The organism is Erwinia sp. (genome assembly GCF_049696395.1).
GTDB lineage: Bacteria > Pseudomonadota > Gammaproteobacteria > Enterobacterales > Enterobacteriaceae > Erwinia.
In genome coordinates, this window is record NZ_JBAVTT010000122.1 from 1 (window position 1) to 16,359 (window position 16,359).

The 16,359-nt window shown below is 53.8% G+C and carries 14 protein-coding genes; 8 read left to right on the plus strand and 6 right to left on the minus strand.

All coding sequences use genetic code 11. The annotated features are described in order from the left end of the window. The 3 genes from WCC56_RS15540 to WCC56_RS15550 form a co-directional block, all read right to left on the minus strand. A partial coding sequence (locus WCC56_RS15540; RefSeq protein ID WP_424693244.1) for a YbhB/YbcL family Raf kinase inhibitor-like protein occupies positions 1-251 on the minus strand: 251 nt, incomplete at its 3' end. A 13-nt stretch (positions 252-264) separates the two neighbouring features. Beyond that, complete coding sequence (locus WCC56_RS15545) at positions 265-945, minus strand: type 1 glutamine amidotransferase domain-containing protein (RefSeq protein ID WP_424693245.1); 681 nt, start codon at positions 943-945, stop codon at positions 265-267. Next, positions 942-2,000: an NADP-dependent oxidoreductase gene (locus WCC56_RS15550; RefSeq protein WP_424693246.1), complete on the minus strand. Its 1,059-nt coding sequence runs from the start codon at positions 1,998-2,000 to the stop codon at positions 942-944. Before WCC56_RS15550 ends, WCC56_RS15545 begins: the two co-directional genes overlap by 4 nt. An 837-nt stretch (positions 2,001-2,837) precedes the next feature. Between WCC56_RS15550 and WCC56_RS15555 the strand changes: the two genes are divergently transcribed. The 3 genes from WCC56_RS15555 (at position 2,838) to WCC56_RS15565 (ending at position 6,586) form a co-directional block, all read left to right on the plus strand. Further along, complete coding sequence (locus tag WCC56_RS15555) at positions 2,838-3,809, plus strand: glycosyltransferase family 2 protein (RefSeq protein ID WP_424693247.1); 972 nt, start codon at positions 2,838-2,840, stop codon at positions 3,807-3,809. A gap of 252 nt (positions 3,810-4,061) precedes the next feature. After that, the gene (locus WCC56_RS15560) at positions 4,062-5,591 is read left to right on the plus strand and encodes a lipopolysaccharide biosynthesis protein (RefSeq protein ID WP_424693248.1); all 1,530 of its coding nucleotides are present in this window, start codon (positions 4,062-4,064) and stop codon (positions 5,589-5,591) included. Beyond that, the gene (locus WCC56_RS15565) at positions 5,588-6,586 is read left to right on the plus strand and encodes a glycosyltransferase family 2 protein (protein WP_424693249.1); all 999 of its coding nucleotides are present in this window, start codon (positions 5,588-5,590) and stop codon (positions 6,584-6,586) included. Before WCC56_RS15560 ends, WCC56_RS15565 begins: the two co-directional genes overlap by 4 nt. A gap of 27 nt (positions 6,587-6,613) precedes the next feature. On the opposite strand, the gene bioA is transcribed toward WCC56_RS15565, so the two are convergent. Continuing rightward, positions 6,614-7,906 carry an adenosylmethionine--8-amino-7-oxononanoate transaminase gene (gene bioA, locus WCC56_RS15570; RefSeq protein WP_424693250.1) on the minus strand — a complete coding sequence of 431 codons (1,293 nt, stop codon included), beginning with the start codon at positions 7,904-7,906 and terminating at the stop codon, positions 6,614-6,616. Between the two features lie 88 nt (positions 7,907-7,994). Between bioA and bioB the strand changes: the two genes are divergently transcribed. The 4 genes from bioB to bioD are packed head-to-tail and all read left to right on the plus strand — an operon-like array spanning position 7,995 to position 11,587. Then, complete coding sequence (bioB, locus tag WCC56_RS15575) at positions 7,995-9,026, plus strand: biotin synthase BioB (RefSeq protein WP_424693251.1); 1,032 nt, start codon at positions 7,995-7,997, stop codon at positions 9,024-9,026. Beyond that, positions 9,027-10,181 carry an 8-amino-7-oxononanoate synthase gene (gene bioF, locus WCC56_RS15580; protein ID WP_424693252.1) on the plus strand — a complete coding sequence of 385 codons (1,155 nt, stop codon included), beginning with the start codon at positions 9,027-9,029 and terminating at the stop codon, positions 10,179-10,181. Next, positions 10,165-10,920, plus strand: coding sequence for a malonyl-ACP O-methyltransferase BioC (gene bioC / locus WCC56_RS15585; RefSeq protein ID WP_424693253.1), 756 nt, complete (start codon positions 10,165-10,167; stop codon positions 10,918-10,920). The genes bioF and bioC overlap by 17 nt, the downstream gene beginning before the upstream one ends. Beyond that, positions 10,913-11,587 (plus strand): dethiobiotin synthase, encoded by a 675-nt coding sequence (gene bioD, locus WCC56_RS15590; protein WP_424693254.1) that lies wholly within the window; start codon positions 10,913-10,915, stop codon positions 11,585-11,587. Before bioC ends, bioD begins: the two co-directional genes overlap by 8 nt. 11 nt (positions 11,588-11,598) lie before the next feature. Here the strand turns inward: bioD and WCC56_RS15595 are convergent, their stop codons facing one another. Continuing rightward, the gene (locus WCC56_RS15595) at positions 11,599-12,318 is read right to left on the minus strand and encodes an ABC transporter ATP-binding protein (RefSeq protein ID WP_424693255.1); all 720 of its coding nucleotides are present in this window, start codon (positions 12,316-12,318) and stop codon (positions 11,599-11,601) included. Positions 12,319-13,238: 920 nt separating this feature from the next. Between WCC56_RS15595 and uvrB the strand changes: the two genes are divergently transcribed. Beyond that, complete coding sequence (uvrB, locus tag WCC56_RS15600) at positions 13,239-15,260, plus strand: excinuclease ABC subunit UvrB (RefSeq protein WP_424693256.1); 2,022 nt, start codon at positions 13,239-13,241, stop codon at positions 15,258-15,260. Positions 15,261-15,356: 96 nt separating this feature from the next. Here uvrB and WCC56_RS15605 read toward each other — a convergent pair whose 3' ends face one another. Continuing rightward, entirely contained in the window at positions 15,357-16,265 is a 909-nt protein-coding gene (locus tag WCC56_RS15605; protein WP_424693257.1) for a gluconeogenesis factor YvcK family protein, read from the minus strand. Positions 16,266-16,359: the final 94 nt, after the last annotated feature.

Below are 16,359 nucleotides of genomic sequence, written 5' to 3' on the forward strand. Positions count from 1 at the left end.
ACGCCTGACCCCGCGCCCTGAGGAAGAGAGCGAGTGTCGGCTGGCAGGTTAGCCACGCCCCAGTGCCACCAACCTGAACCTGTTGGTGCATCAGGATCGTAACAGGTCACCACAAAGCTTTTGGTGCCTGCTGGCACGTCATCCCAGGCTAAATGCGGCGACAGATTGCCTCCTTCGTAACCCATGCCATTGAAAACCTGGCGCTCCGGGAGCTTATCGCCGTCGTTAAAATCCTGGCTAGTCAGTTTCATGCCCTCTCCTGTGTTATCGATGAAGTAATTTAAGCAGCTCTTCGGCTGCTGCTGCGGAGGATGCCGGGTTCTGTCCGGTGACCAGGTGGCCGTCGGTCAGGGTATACACGCCCCAGTTGTCGGTTTTCTCATATTCTGCGCCCAACGATCTGAGCACATCCTCAACCAGGAAAGGTACCACATCTGTCAGCCCCACGGCTTCCTCTTCCGTGTTACTGAAACCGGTGACCCGCTTACCGGCAACTACCGGAGTTCCATCAGGTTTTTTCACATGGCGCAGCACACCAGGCGCATGGCAGACCGCGCCGACCGGCTTGCCGTTGGCAAAGAAGTTTTCAATCAAATCGATACTGACCCGATCTTCGGCCAGATCCCAAAGCGGGCCGTGACCGCCTGGGTAAAACACCGCATCAAACTGGGTGCTGTCGATGGTTTCCAGTTTTTGCGTATTGGCCAGCGCTTGCTGAGCAGCAAGATCCCCACGGAAGCGGTCCGTGTCGGCGGTCTGAGCATCGGGCTCATCGCTCACCGGATCCAACGGAGGTTGCCCGCCAGCAGGCGAGGCCAGCACCACGTTAACGCCCGCATCGCGGAACACGTAATAAGGTGCGGCGAACTCTTCCAGCCAGAAACCGGTTTTTTTTCCTGTTTCACCCAGGCGATCGTGTGAGGTCAGCACCATTAATATTTTCATGTTTTCACTCCTTGAGGTTTATCGGCCGCGACCCGAATCAGCACTTTACCGAAGTTATTGCCCTCGAGCATGCCGATAAAGGTTTCCGGTGCGTTATCCAGCCCGTCGACGCTGTCTTCGCGGAAGACGAAGCGTTCCTGCTCCACCCACTGGCTCATCTGGCTGAAGAATTCACCGAAGCGGTGGCCGTAATCCTGAGTGATGATAAAGCCTTCCACACGCAGACGTTTACGCAAGATAGCGCTCTGGAACTGCGGCAGAAGGTCCGGGCCTTTGGCGGCTTCAGTATTGTTGTAGTCGGCAATCAGACCACAAACCGGGATGCGGCCTTTGGTGTTCATCAGCGGCAGCACGGCATTGAAGACTTTACCGCCAACGCTTTCGAAATAGACATCGATGCCGTCACGGCAATAGCGTTTCAGCGCTTCCGCCAGATCGGCTGACCGGTGATCAAGGCAACGGTCGAAACCGAGAACCTCTTCGGCGTAGCGGCATTTCTCTTCGCCTCCGGCAATGCCGACGACATAACAGCCTTTTAGTTTGGCAATCTGGCCGACCATGGAGCCTACTGCGCCAGTTGCAGCGGCAACCACCACGGTTTCACCGGGCTGCGGATTACCGATATCCAGTAAACCCATATACGCGGTGAAGCCGGTCATCCCCAACAGGCCTAACGCCCAGGAAGGGTGCTTCAATACCGGCCCGGTAAGTTTGAACAGATCTTTGCCGTTGGAGACGGCGAAATCCTGCCAGCCGCTCTGGCTGACAACCCAGTCGCCGGGGGCATAGTTTTCATTATCAGACTGTTCAACGATGGCTACGGTCCCGGCGCCCATCACTTCATTGATGCCAATCGGAGGAACGTAGGAAGGTGCGTCGCTCATCCGGCCACGCATATAGGGATCTAAAGAGAGCCAGACGGTACGAAGTAAGACTTCGCCTTTTCCAGGGGTAGGAACGTGCTGCGATTCAAGACGGAAATTGTGTTCCGTAGGCGCACCGTGCGGACGTGAAGCCAGTACGATACGGCGGTTAGTCTGTTTATCTTGTGGCATAAATTTTCTCCTTTGCGGGATGTTGCCCCGTAAAAGCGTAGTGCATCAGCGGGCTCGCTGCTTTGTGGTGACTCTCATTGGCGAAAAGCAGGCGCAGAGAGGGGGCAGATGAAGTGGGGGTAAATAGGGGTTTTTCTCCCGACAAAAGCCGGAGAGGACAGTTAAGTTTCTCTGTCGGTTTATGGCCATTCAGCGGAGGGCTTGAGCGCAAAATTCTGAGCGAAATTGCGGTTAGGCTAATCTTAATTCGCTGCGATATTAAGAATTATCTTAATGCTAAGTGTATCAAATTTACCTGACCGGCGTTTTTCCCTCCGTCGGCAGGGGCAGATAAGTTGTAAAAGAAAATGTTCTCTGCAGTCTGGAGGCATGGTGAGGTTTGGAAAGTGAGTTTTCGGTGGGGCTTTGTTGTCTATAGCTTTTTGTCCTGGTTTTTAAACGCGACAGCGATCGGTGCAAGGGTGATTTAAGAATTCCCCATGGAGGTGAGACATCAATAGAAACAGATAAAGTGTGGGAGTAGTCCGATAGTGAGGTTTGTTTTAGTTTGGTTGATGTTGCCAATATTCACACTTATTCCATTGAAAGAGTCTGCAGTGAAAGTAAGATTTGGTTATGTGAGATGAGAAGAACAGAGGGTTAATTAAGAAAAAACTCTGTTTCTCTTAAATATTATTAAGGGTTAATAATGCCAAATATTTATAAGGTTGAGATAAAAATACGGGCTGGCGTTTTCTGAGCATTATCTCATTAATCCAATGTTTAAGAAAATAGCGTTGATTTTATTCTTCCTCTGTTGATAATTATAGTCAGAATGACAAAGTAGAGATTAAAGCAATGACGCAAAAAAACTTGTCTGTGATTATCCCTGCTTATAATGTCGGGACGTATATCGTTGAATGTGTTGAATCCCTGTTAAAGCAAATTTCATTGCCCAATGAAGTGATTATCGTGAACGACAGTTCAACCGATAACACCCTGGCGTTAATTGAAGAGAAGTTTGGCCATTCGCCCGTGGTGAAAATCATCACTATTCCTAACGGCGGTGCGGGTAATGCCCGCGATCAGGGGATAAAACTGGCCACCGGTGATTTTGTCTTCTGCTGCGATCCTGACGATATAGTCTGCGAAGGTTTCTATCAGGAATTCAGCGAGGTGATTGAAAGCCATCCTGAGGTTGAGTTATTTTGCTTCAATTCTCAGACATTTGTGGATGGTACACCTTCCCAGACTGGCGTTAAGGTCAAACATGAAGTGTTCGGCCTGGTTCCTTCGCAGAATGTCATGGCCGGCCTGCTGCGCAACGGGTCTTATACCTCTGCGTCCTGGAACTACGTGTTGAAGCGTGAAGCCATTACCCGCTACAACATGCAGTACCGCGACCGTCTGCATGAGGACCACCGCTACACGCTGGAAGCGTTCATGCGCACCGGGATTGCCTGGGTCAGTAAACATATTTACTACCGCCAGCGCATCAGAAACGGTTCGTTGACTAACAGTGCCAAAGGTGACGTTTATTTCCGTCAACGCTACGATGCCTTTGTTTGCTCCTATGAAAAACTGATGAGTATGCCAGGCAGTGAGCCTTCGCAGAGAGAGATCAGGCGCCTCTACTTAATTCACTCCTTTAAGTTAATGGTCCATTTATCGTTAACGAATGGCACGCCAGTGCCGGATTATGTTAAGCATGCTATTCATTATTTTGGTCGCGATATGAAGTCTGGTTCCCTGGTGAACTGGATTATGCTGCATCACCCGGAGAGCTATGCCGCTTTATTAGGACTTAAAAAAAAACTGCGCAGAGCCTGATCGTACATCGTGGTATTCGGGACAATAGTCACCTGACGCATTCCGCCTGAATAATAAGTGGCACTGTATTACCCTCGTCCGGTTTTAACAAATCGGGGATATTCATAGCGGAGAGTGGTTACGCTTTGTTACCGGAAAGAGTTCGGTCATGTCACTCTTTTAGGAAAAGTGCCTCTATGCCATTTTTACCCCGATTGTTAGGGTAGGTAACACTTTAGTGAACGGCGCTCCGCTAAGCAAAAAGAAGAAACTATGTCGATTAAGCGTAATGCACTGGCGAACTACGTTGGACAGATTTATTCAACGCTGGCTGGCATACTCGTCGTGCCGATGTACATTCATCAGCTTGGTATGGAAGCCTATGGCCTGATTGGCTTTTTCTCTATTCTATTAACCTGGCTACAGCTGCTTGATGTGGGCATTTCCACCACGCTACTGCGTGAGGCGGCGCGCTATCGTGCCAATCCCAAAGAGAATCCTTACTTCCCCAGTCTGTTTGCCAGCCTGGGCAAGTTTTTCCTGCTGACCTCCGTGGTGCTGGTGGTGCTGGGGTGGATCTTCACCCCTTATATCGCCGAACACTGGCTAAATGCAAAAACGCTGCCTTACCGTGATTTAGTTGTGGCGGTTGCGGTGATGGTTGTGACGGCGGCAATCCGCTGGCGTACCGGTCCGTTCCGTTCCGTTATCGTGGGCTACGAGCACCAGGTCTGGCTCAACGTGCTTAACATCATCTCTATTACCTTGCGGACTTTTGGCGCGGTATTTGTGATCAGTTTTGCGCCAAATCCGGTTATTTACTTCTTCGCTTTCCAGCTGATTATTTCTATCGCCGAAGCCGTCTGTTGCGTTTATAAATCCTACCAGCTGGTGCCAAGAGAAAAGCGCGGCACGCAAAAAACCGAGTTAAAAGGCGTGCTGAAACCCTTCCTGCGCTTTGCGGTCGGGGCAGCGTTTTCCAGCGCTATCTGGACGTTCATTTCACAGATCGACCGCCTGGTGCTGTCGAAAACGTTGCCGCTCTCTACTTACGGTGCCTTTACTGTAGTGGCGACGGCGGCCACCGGCATTGTGATGCTCAGCAGCCCGATTATGCAGGCTATCGTGCCTCGTATGACCGGGATGCGGACCAACAAATCGCACGGTGAAGCCGAAACGCTGACGCTTTATCGTTACACCACTCAGGCTGTCAGTATTTTTATGGCGCCGCTGAGCATCACTATCGCGCTCTATTCCGGTCCACTGATTTGGGCATGGACGCAGAATCCGCAAATCGTGCAGGAAATGTCGTTTGTGATGACGCTTTATGCGCTGGGCAGCGGCCTGCAGGCCATTTGTGGTTTGCTGTACCACCTGCAATACGTTAACGGCAGCCTGTCGATGCATGTGAAAGGCTTCACTATTTTTGCCGTGGTGCTGATCCCCCTGAATATCTTCGCCGCTATCCATTACGGTGCGCTGGGAACCGGCATCGTCTGGCTGGGGCAAAATATCTTCTATCTGGTGGTCTGGGCCTATATCGTTCATCGCAAGTTTGCCCCGACCATTCACACTCGCTGGCTCACCAGAGATGTCGCGATGATCTGGCTGGTCTCAGCGGGCGTAGCGCTGCTGACCCACTTGATTCCGTTCGAATGGAACCAGAATCGCTGGATGAACTTGCTGTATCTGGGACTGATTGGGTTGGTTAACCTGGGCGTTTGTTGCCTGCTGCATACCAAGTCGCTGGAGATTATCGGCCGCTACACCTTTAAACGGACCAGCCTCAGGAGCGAAAGATGATCCCCTTACAGCCTACAGTGTCGGTGATTATGCCGGTGTGGAACGGCCGTGAATTTATTGCTGAGGCGATTGATTCACTGCTTAATCAGAGCCTGCCACCGGCGCAGATTATCGTCATTGATGACGGTTCAACGGATGGCACCACAGAGCTGATTGAAACGTATGTTCTTAAGCATCCTCAGATTTTGCTGATCCGTGCGGAGCACGGCGGCGTCAGCGCGGCCCGAAATTTGGGACTGACTCGGGTCAGCAGTGACTACGTTTACTTTATGGATGCCGATGACGTTGTAGCGGCAACGCTGTTTGAAGATTTCAGCACCGTCTGGCGAGACCGGACAGATCTGGAGCTGTTCAGCTTCTCTGCGCAGAAATTCAAGGATGCGCCAGCCGGGCAACGCCAGTTTGAAGGCACGCATCCCCGGAACCTCAGCGGAGAGATGAAAGGCGGAGCGGAATTGCTGACTAAGCTGATTGAACGGGGTTCTGCCCACCGCGTACTGTGGTCCAGTATTATCTCCAACGCGCTGATCAAGCGGGTGAATACGCCGTTCCTGCCGATCCAGAACCACGAAGATGCGCCCTTTATGTTTGGCGTCTACCTTTATGCCCGCAAGGCGTTCTTTACCAGCAGCGCCTATTACCTTAAACGGGTGGTTGAAAGTTCGCTGTCGATCAGTACCCGGGATTTTTCCTGGGTGAAGAACTACTTTATTGCGCGGGAAAGCACCGACCGGTGGCTCAGCCAGCGTCCGGTGGCCAACGTCGATCGGGCATTGGTTGACCGTTATTACGCTGCATTGATGGGCGGCTGCCTGATTGAGATCAGGAAAAACAAGATGACGGTGCCGAGTGAGTATCAGCAGCAAATTGACCAGCTTGCCAGCCAGATGACACGCAGCAACCCAAGGCTGCTGCTGCTATGGCGTTTCTATCCACTCTATACCGGCATGGTGTACTGCAAGCGGATGCTCAGCGGTCGGCGGGCGTTGGCCTGACCAACCCCCCTCACTTGTCAGGCTGGTTTACTCAGCCAGGAACAGGTCCGGACGATCGAGCGCCTGCGCAATGGCATCGGTCAGCCTGGCCAGCGCCTGCGGCTGAATAATGTAAGGTGGCATCAGGTAGATCAGCCTGCCAAACGGCCGTATCCACACCCCACGCTCCACAAAGAAAGCCTGCAGGGCGGCCATATTCACTGGTCGCCGGGTTTCAATCACGCCTATCGTTCCCAGCACCCGAGCATCAGCCACCTCTGCTTTTTCTCGCAATGGAAGCAGGGCGGTTTTCAGCTGAGCTTCAATTGTCGCGACCTGCTGCTGCCAGTGACCTTCCTGCAATATGGCCAGACTTTCGCTGGCTACGGCGCAGGCCAGCGGGTTGCCCATAAAGGTTGGGCCGTGCATAAAGCAACCCGCTTCACCGTTACTGATGGTGTTGGCGACTTCTCTGGTGGTGAGCGTGGCCGAAAGCGTCATCGTGCCGCCGGTCAGCGCTTTGCCCACGCAAAGAATATCCGGTGAAATGCCGGCATGTTCGCAGGCAAAGAGCTTGCCCGTGCGGCCAAATCCGGTGGCAATCTCATCCGCTATTAGCAGCACGTTGTGGCTATCGCACAGTTCGCGAACCTTCTGCAGATAGCGCGGGTGATAGAAGCGCATCCCGCCTGCACCCTGAACAATCGGCTCAAGGATCACCGCAGCCAGTTCCCCGGCATGCAGGCGGATCAGCCGCTCGAAGTCGTCAGCATCGCTTTCCTGCCACTCATCCGCAAAGGCACAAGCTGGCGCGGTAGCGAAAAGGTGTGAGGGCAGATAACCCTGATACAGGCTGTGCATCGAATTTTGCGGGTCGCACACCGACATCGCGGCGAAGGTATCACCGTGATAGCCGTTGCGCAGCGTAAGAAAGCGCTGACGTCGCTCGCCTCTGGCCTGCCAGTATTGCAGCGCCATCTTCATCGACACTTCTACCGCCACCGATCCCGAGTCCGCCAGGAACACACACTCCAGTCCCTTTGGCGTCATCTCAACCAGCTTGCGGCAAAGCGCCACCGCGGAAGGATGGGTAATGCCACCAAACATCACGTGGGACATCTGCTCAATTTGCGCGGTCATCGCCTGGTTCAGGCGCGGATGGTTGTAACCATGGATCGCGGCCCACCACGAAGACATGCCATCAACCAGCTGACGACCGTCGGCCAGTTTCAGGGACGTCTCCTGAGCGGCAACCACCGGATACACCGGCAGTGGCTGGCTCATAGAGGTGTAAGGATGCCAGATATGGTCACGATCGAAAGCGAGGTCGGCTGGAGTCATAAATTACTTGTAAACCAAATTCAAAAAAATTAGTTTACAAGTATAACCACGCAAAGATGATTAACGACAGATTTTTTTGGAGCAAGCAATGGCAACTCGTTGGACGATCCCACAGGCTCAGGCCCTGTTTGACAAACCTTTTCTGGAACTGATGTTTGAAGCGCAGCAGGTACATCGTCAGCATTTTGATCCTCGCCAGGTGCAAGTCAGTACCTTGCTGTCGATTAAAACCGGTGCCTGCCCGGAGGACTGCAAATACTGCCCTCAGAGCTCTCGCTACAAAACCGGGTTGGCTACAGAGCGCCTGATGGAAGTGGAAGAAGTGCTGACTTCTGCCCGTAAGGCGAAAGCAGCAGGTTCAGATCGCTTCTGCATGGGGGCAGCCTGGAAAAACCCTCATGAACGTGACATGCCGTATCTGGAGCAGATGGTAAAAGGCGTCAGAGAAATGGGGCTGGAAACCTGCATGACGCTGGGCACGCTCAGCGATGAACAGGCGCAGCGTCTGGCGCACGCCGGGCTGGATTACTACAACCACAACCTGGACACCTCGCCGGAGTTTTACGGCAATATCATCACAACCCGCAGCTATCAGGAACGTCTGGATACGCTGGGGAAAGTACGTGATGCCGGGATCAAAGTATGCTCTGGCGGGATTTTAGGCCTTGGCGAAACCGTCAACGACCGTGCTGGTCTGCTGGTGCAGTTGGCTAATCTGCCAACCCCGCCAGAGAGCGTGCCGATCAACATGCTGGTGAAAGTGAAGGGAACACCGTTAGCGGATAACGATGACGTCGATCCCTTTGATTTTATCCGGGCTATCGCCGTTGCCCGCATCATGATGCCAACCTCGCACGTGCGCCTTTCTGCCGGACGTGAACAGATGAGCGAGCAGACCCAGGCGATGTGCTTTATGGCTGGCGCCAACTCAATCTTCTACGGCTGCAAACTGCTGACCACGCCCAACCCGGAAGAAGACAAAGATCTGCAGTTGTTCCACAAACTGGGACTGAATCCGCGTCACACCACCACGGAAGCGGGTGATAACGAGCAGCAGCAGGCGTTAGCGGGGCAGTTGCTGACCGCCGATACCGAGCAATTTTACAACGCGGCCGTGTAAATGAGCTGGCAGCATCGACTCACCCTGGCGCTGACGGCGCGCCAGCAAAAAGGGCAGTTTCGCGAGCGTCGTGTTAATGAGCACAGCGATGCGCGGACCCTGCAGACAGACGGGAAGCGCTACCTGAACTTTGCCGCCAATGACTATCTGGGGCTGAGCCATGATCCAAGGCTGATTTCCGCCTGGCAACAGGGTGCGGAACGTTATGGCGTTGGGGCTGGTGGTTCGGCCCACGTTACCGGTTATCACGCCCCGCAGGCGGAGTTCGAGCAGCAGCTTGCTGACTGGCTCGGCTATCCCCGCGCCTTAGTTTTTATCTCGGGTTTTGCCGCTAATCAGGCGGTTATTGCTGCGATGTTGGCGAAAAACGATCGTATCTTCGCCGATAAGCTGGCACATGCCTCTCTGTTGGAAGCGGCCTCTCTCAGTCCCGCCACGTTGCGCAGGTTTGCGCATAATCAGCCTGCTTCGCTGGAAAAACTGCTGGAAAACCCAGCAGACGGAGAGACGCTGGTCGTCACCGAAGGCGTATTCAGCATGGACGGAGACAGCGCGCCACTGGCTGAACTTCATCAGCTAGCCCAGCGCACGGGCAGTTGGTTGATGGTAGATGATGCACATGGCATCGGCACGACTGGCGAACAGGGACGAGGAAGCTGTTGGCAACAACAGGTGAAACCGGAGCTGCTGGTGGTGACTTTTGGCAAAGCCTTTGGCCTGAGTGGTGCGGCGGTGCTGTGTGATGACTCAACCGCTGACTATTTGCTGCAGTTTGCCCGCCATCTTATCTACAGCACGGCGATGCCACCCGCGCAGGCCTGTGCTCTTCAGGCCGCTTTGGCCTGCATTCAACAGGGTGACGGCCTGCGTCAGCGCCTGCAGCAAAATATTGCGCTTTTCCGCCACGGAGCTCAGGAGTTGGGACTGGCTTTACTGCCTTCCGCCACGGCGATCCAGCCGTTGATTGTCGGGGAAGAACAGCAAGCGCTGGCCCTGGCAGAAAGGCTTCGTCAGCAGGGATGTTGGGTAACGGCTATCCGTCCACCCACAGTTCCGCCTGGTACTGCCCGATTACGCATCACCTTAAGTGCCGCGCATCAGCCGGAAGATATTCACCGCCTGCTGGAGGGATTGCACCATGCAAACCGTCAATAAACAGGCCATCGCTCAGGCCTTTGGTCGGGCGGCGCAGAGCTACAATCAACATGCCAGCCTGCAACGGCTCTGTGGCGAAGAGTTAGCCCGTTATGCCCGCCAACAGCACGGCCAGAAAGTGCTGGATGCAGGCTGCGGTCCAGGCTGGTTCAGCCAGCACTGGCGCGCTGCCGGTAATCATGTAACGGCCCTCGATCTGTCAGCAGAGATGTTGGTTCAGGCTCAGGCGCTGCAAACCGCTGACTGTTATCAGACCGGTGATATTGAAGCGCTCCCCTTCAGTGAACCGACGTTTGATCTCTGCTGGAGCAACCTTGCGGTGCAATGGTGCAGTGACTTACGGCTGGCACTGACAGAACTTTACCGGGTGACCTTACCGGGGGGCCAGGTGCTGTTTTCAACGCTGTCCGCAGACTCGTTACATGAGCTGTCATCAGCCTGGAAACCGCTGGATTTACCCGCTCCGGTTAACCGCTTTTTGCCCTTTGAAGCCATCGCACAAGCCGGTGAACATCTGCCGATGAAGCTGATGCAGCAAACCTTAACGGTAGGATTTCCCGACGTCCTTAGCGCGTTGCGCTCCCTGAAAGGCATCGGCGCCACGCATTTGCATCAGGGCAGGAGCAGAGGTCTGCTCAGCAGAAGGCATCTGCACCAGCTGGAGCAGCACTGGCCGCGCGATCGGCGGGGTTTTTTACTGAGTTATCATCTGGTTTATGGAGTCATGCATTGTGAGTGAACGTTGGTTTATCACCGGAACAGATACAGAAGTGGGCAAAACGGTAGCCAGTTCAGCGCTGCTTCAGGCGGCTAAAGCGGCTGGTTTTCGTAGCGTGGGGTACAAACCGGTGGCATCAGGCTGCGAAATGACGGCAGAAGGGTTAAGAAACGAAGATGCACTGGCGTTACAAAAGTACAGCGTGGTGCAACTGCCTTATGACAGCATCAACCCTCTGGCCTTTGAAGAGCCAACCTCGCCGCATATTGTCAGTGCCGAAGAGGGCAGGCCGATTACTTTTGAGCAGCTTTCTGCCGGACTGGCCGCGTTGACGCAGCAGTCTGACTGGGTGCTGACCGAAGGGGCGGGCGGATGGTTTACGCCGCTCTCAGAGCAGACAACTTTTGCGGACTGGGCCCGGCATGAGCAATTGACGGTGGTGTTGGTCGTTGGCGTGAAGTTAGGCTGCATCAATCATGCGGTATTAACGGCACAGGCCATTCAGGCCAGCGGACTGCGTCTGGCAGGGTGGATAGCGAATGACATCCAACCGCCCGGAAAACGGCACGCAGAGTATCTGGCGGCGCTTAAACAGCGTTTGCCAGCGCCGATGCTCGGCGAAATCCCCTGGCTTACGCAGCCAGAAGAGTTTGAGCAGCTGGCACAGTACGTCCAGCTGCCACTGTAACTGTTAACAGCTTAAGACACCGTCATCCAGGTATTGAGCATGCTTTCGTCCAGCTGGGCGACTTTACCGTGTGCCACGTTGCGGCCACGGTGCAGCAGCAGGAAGTAATCAGCCACCTTGCGGATAAACGAGATGCGCTGTTCCAATAGCAGGATCGTCAGGCCGAAATCGTGGTTCAGACGATGAATCAGGTTACCCATCTCCTCTTCCAGCCACGGCGACATGCCTTCGGTTGGTTCATCCAGGATTAACAGCTTAGGCTGCAGCACCAGCGCTCTGGCGAGGGCCAGCTGCTGCTGCTTTTCTATCTGCAAATCACCGCTGCGTTGATGGCGCAAGGAGTAAAGGGCAGGGAACAGGTCATAGACCATCTGCGGGATGGCGCGATGACGCTCCAGACCTGCACCGGCCAGCAGCGCAATTTGCAGGTTTTCTTCCACGCTAAGCTGGGAGAACAGCTGTCTCCCCTGCGGGACGTAGCCAATGCCCAACGCAGCGCGTTGTTCCATCGGTTGCAGCAGCAGATCTTGTGGAGGGCGGTTAGCCTCCTGCCAGATCATCGAGCCGCTGTTGATCGGCAGATGTCCCATGATGCAGTTGACCAGCGTGGTTTTCCCCATGCCGGGACGTCCAAGAACGCCGGTACAGGTGCCTGGGGCGAGATCCAGATCAACATCCCACAGGATGTGATTCTGTCCATAAAATTGGTTAATTGAACGTAAGCTGAGCATCTGACACTCTCCTCCAGACAGTTTTCGATCGCACCTGGTTGCATCCGCTCTACGTCGTGTGGCAAACAGTCGTCAACGTCTCTTGCGAAACGCCTGCGGCTTTGTGCTTCTCGCTCTGGTGTTATGAAAGCGTGAGGCGGTTAGACAGAGTCTTGCAATTGGCAGGCCAACCTGGCAAAAGTCTTAGAAATCCCCGGCGCGCCTGATGATTAGCACCAGCAATTAGTAATAAAACTTAACCAATTGCTCTCGGTAATTTTCCGCTGCACTTTGTCAGTGCTCCGGACGAATCTTTTCTGGTGCAGTTGCCTGTCTCAGTGGCAACCCCTCGCTGTCATTAAACTGAAAAAAACGCCGAAAAAAGGCTAGCAGCAGCGGGGGAAATATGCCTTTCAGTACCATTGATCCTAAAGCGTCAGGCGAAAATAATGCAAAAAAAAATATTTGCGTGCCCGCTCGCAGGCCAACAACGATTTATACACATCAGACGGCTCGGGCGCTCAAATCAGTTATCCACCATTCCTGTGGATAACCATGTGTATGAAGGTCTGAAAACTTACGGCAAGCGAGAGCGGACGCGGGTTGAGCACGAGTTGACGCGAAACGCATCTCCCGATTGAACGTGTTATTTATCAGTATGTTAATTAAAATCAAGCCTCTGATTATTCTCAGATAGCTGCACCGCTGCATTTTGTCAGCGCTGCTTGACAAATGTTAAACTTATTTCCCATCTGGGGATAACCTGTCCGACCAACTGCTCGGCTTGTTGCTCGTTAAGCCGGAAAAGGGCATCGCTGCAGTCCTGAACAATATCTTGCAAAATTACTGTAATTATATCCAGTCTTTTTTGCTGGTAAATTCGCAGTAGCAGAGTAAAATTAGGATCCTGTTCGCGTCATTCATTACCAGGTAGCTACTCAATGAGCAAAGTCTTTAAACTCAACTCCGAATTCAAACCCGCTGGTGACCAGCCCGAGGCGATCCGTCGACTTGAAGAGGGGCTGGAGGACGGGCTGGCGCATCAGACGCTGCTCGGGGTTACTGGCTCAGGTAAAACGTTCACCATCGCCAATGTGATTGCCGATCTGAACCGGCCAACGATGGTGCTGGCGCCAAATAAAACGCTGGCGGCGCAGCTCTATGGTGAGATGAAAGAGTTCTTCCCGGAGAATGCGGTGGAGTACTTCGTCTCTTATTACGACTACTATCAGCCGGAAGCTTACGTTCCCAGTTCAGATACCTTTATTGAGAAAGATGCCTCAGTAAACGAACACATCGAACAGATGCGCCTGTCAGCAACCAAAGCGCTGCTGGAGCGGCGGGATGTGATTGTGGTGGCGTCAGTTTCGGCAATTTACGGGCTGGGCGATCCCGATCTGTACCTTAAGATGATGCTGCACCTTAGCCGGGGCATGGTGATCAATCAGCGCGACATTCTTCGCCGCCTTTCTGAACTGCAGTACTCCCGTAACGATCAGGCTTTCCAGCGCGGCACCTTCCGTGTGCGCGGTGAGGTAATTGATATCTTCCCGGCCGAATCGGACGATTATGCGCTGCGTGTTGAACTGTTTGACGAAGAGGTGGAACGCCTGTCGATCTTCGACCCGTTAACCGGGCAGGTCGATTCCGTTATTCCCCGTTACACCATCTACCCGAAAACCCACTACGTGACCCCGCGCGAGCGGATCCTGCAGGCAATGGAAGAGATCAAAGTGGAGCTGGCGGACAGGCGTAAATTCCTGCTGGACAACAACAAACTGCTGGAAGAGCAGCGCATTGCTCAACGTACCCAGTTCGATCTGGAGATGATGAACGAGCTGGGCTATTGCTCAGGGATTGAGAACTACTCTCGCTATCTCTCTGCTCGTGGGCCCGGCGAAGCGCCACCCACGCTGTTCGACTATTTACCTGCCGATGGCTTGCTGGTAGTCGACGAGTCCCACGTGACGATCCCGCAAATCGGCGGGATGTACAAAGGTGACCGCTCGCGTAAAGAGACGCTGGTGGAATACGGTTTCCGTCTGCCTTCAGCCCTCGATAACCGCCCAATGAAGTTTGAAGAGTTTGAGTCGCTGGCGCCACAAACCATTTATGTCTCCGCCACGCCAGGCAAATATGAACTGGAGAAATCCGGTGGTGAAGTGATCGATCAGGTCGTTCGCCCAACCGGCCTTCTTGACCCGGTAATTGAAGTGCGTCCGGTTGGCACTCAGGTTGATGACCTGCTGTCTGAAATTCGTAAGCGTGCAGCGATTAATGAGCGCGTGCTGGTTACCGTACTGACCAAACGAATGGCGGAGGATTTAACCGAGTATCTGGAAGAGCATGGCGAGCGTGTGCGTTACCTTCACTCGGATATTGACACGGTGGAACGAGTGGAAATCATTCGTGACCTGCGCCTGGGCGAGTTTGATGTGCTGGTCGGCATCAACCTACTGCGAGAAGGTCTGGATATGCCGGAAGTGTCGCTGGTGGCGATTCTGGATGCCGATAAAGAGGGCTTCCTGCGTTCCGATCGCTCGTTGATCCAGACCATTGGTCGAGCCGCGCGTAACCTTAACGGCAAGGCCATTCTCTATGCCGATAAAATTACGCCGTCGATGGAGCGGGCAATTGGAGAAACCGAGCGCCGCCGCGAGAAACAGGAACTTCATAACCAGGAGAACGGCATTGTGCCGCAGGGTCTCAACAAGAAAATTGCCGATATTCTTGAACTGGGGCAGGGCCTGGCCAAAAACAAATCCAGAGGACGAGCCAAAGCCGGACGCATTGTGGAAGATGATGCACCGCACCTGGATCTGTCACCGAAAGGACTGCAGAAGAAAATTCACGAGCTGGAAGCGAAAATGCAGGAGCATGCGCAGAATCTGGAGTTTGAAGAGGCGGCGGGCATCCGTGACCAGCTGCATAAGGTCCGGGAACTGTTTATTGCGGCTTCCTGACCGGGTGTGTACAGCGGGCGGACGATCTCGCCCGCTGTCGTTCACGCCAACAGACGTTAGCTTTTACTGGCGTAACTCTTTACTGCAGTTTCCCTCTTACTGAATAGCCTGGATCGCATGCTCCAGCGCCGTGTGCAGCAGCTGCCGATCGTGGCGATACTTTATATCTGCCGCCTCCAGCGGTTCCTGAATAATCAGCCGATCGGTCACGTTGGTGGTGTCCACTGCCGGGCCGACCACCACTGCATCAATCACTTTCTTGCCGATAGACTTTTCCATCATTTCCAGTTTGCCAGCCAGGTTTAACTGGGCCGCCGCCGGACTTAACTCTTTGCCCAGATTACCGATAAACACCATGGTGGCGGGCGTCCGACGTAGCGCCTGCGCCATATCAGGCATCAGCAGTACCGGCATCAGGCTGGTGTAAAAGCTGCCGGGTCCTATCAGGATCAAGTCGGCTTCTGCTACCGCTTCAATCGCCTCACGCGTGGCGCTAACGTTGGGGGATAGCATCAGTTCCTGCGGCGGGAGTTGCATCTGGTCAATCTCGGTTTCGCCATAAATATGATTGCCCTCACTGTCGACGGCCACCAAATCCACTGGCTGCTCTGACATTGGGATCAGGAAAGCATCGACCTTCAGCAGATTGCGGATCAGGTTGATGGCTTCAAACGGGCGAACGCTGAGGTGATCCAGCGCTTTCAGCATCAGGTTCCCCAGATTGTGTCCAGACAGCTCGCCGTTACCACTGAAGCGATATTCAAACATCGCTGAAGCTACGCTGGGTTCGGCGATCAGCTGATTCAGGCAGTTGCGCATATCGCCCCAGGCGATCCCGCCTTCAGAACGGCGAATGCGTCCCGTGGAGCCTCCGTTATCGGTAGTGGTTACAATACCGGTAAGGCGGGAACCCAAAGGGGAAAGGGCAGACATCACACGGCCAAGGCCATGTCCGCCGCCTAAAGCCACCACTCTGTCGAGATCGGCTAATGTGCGATTACGCATAAAAATCCTTCATTATGTTGATGCTTTATTGAGGAATCCGCCAAGCTACTGGCAACAAGGCAATTTTAGCGAAAATAAGGGTAATTATCTGACA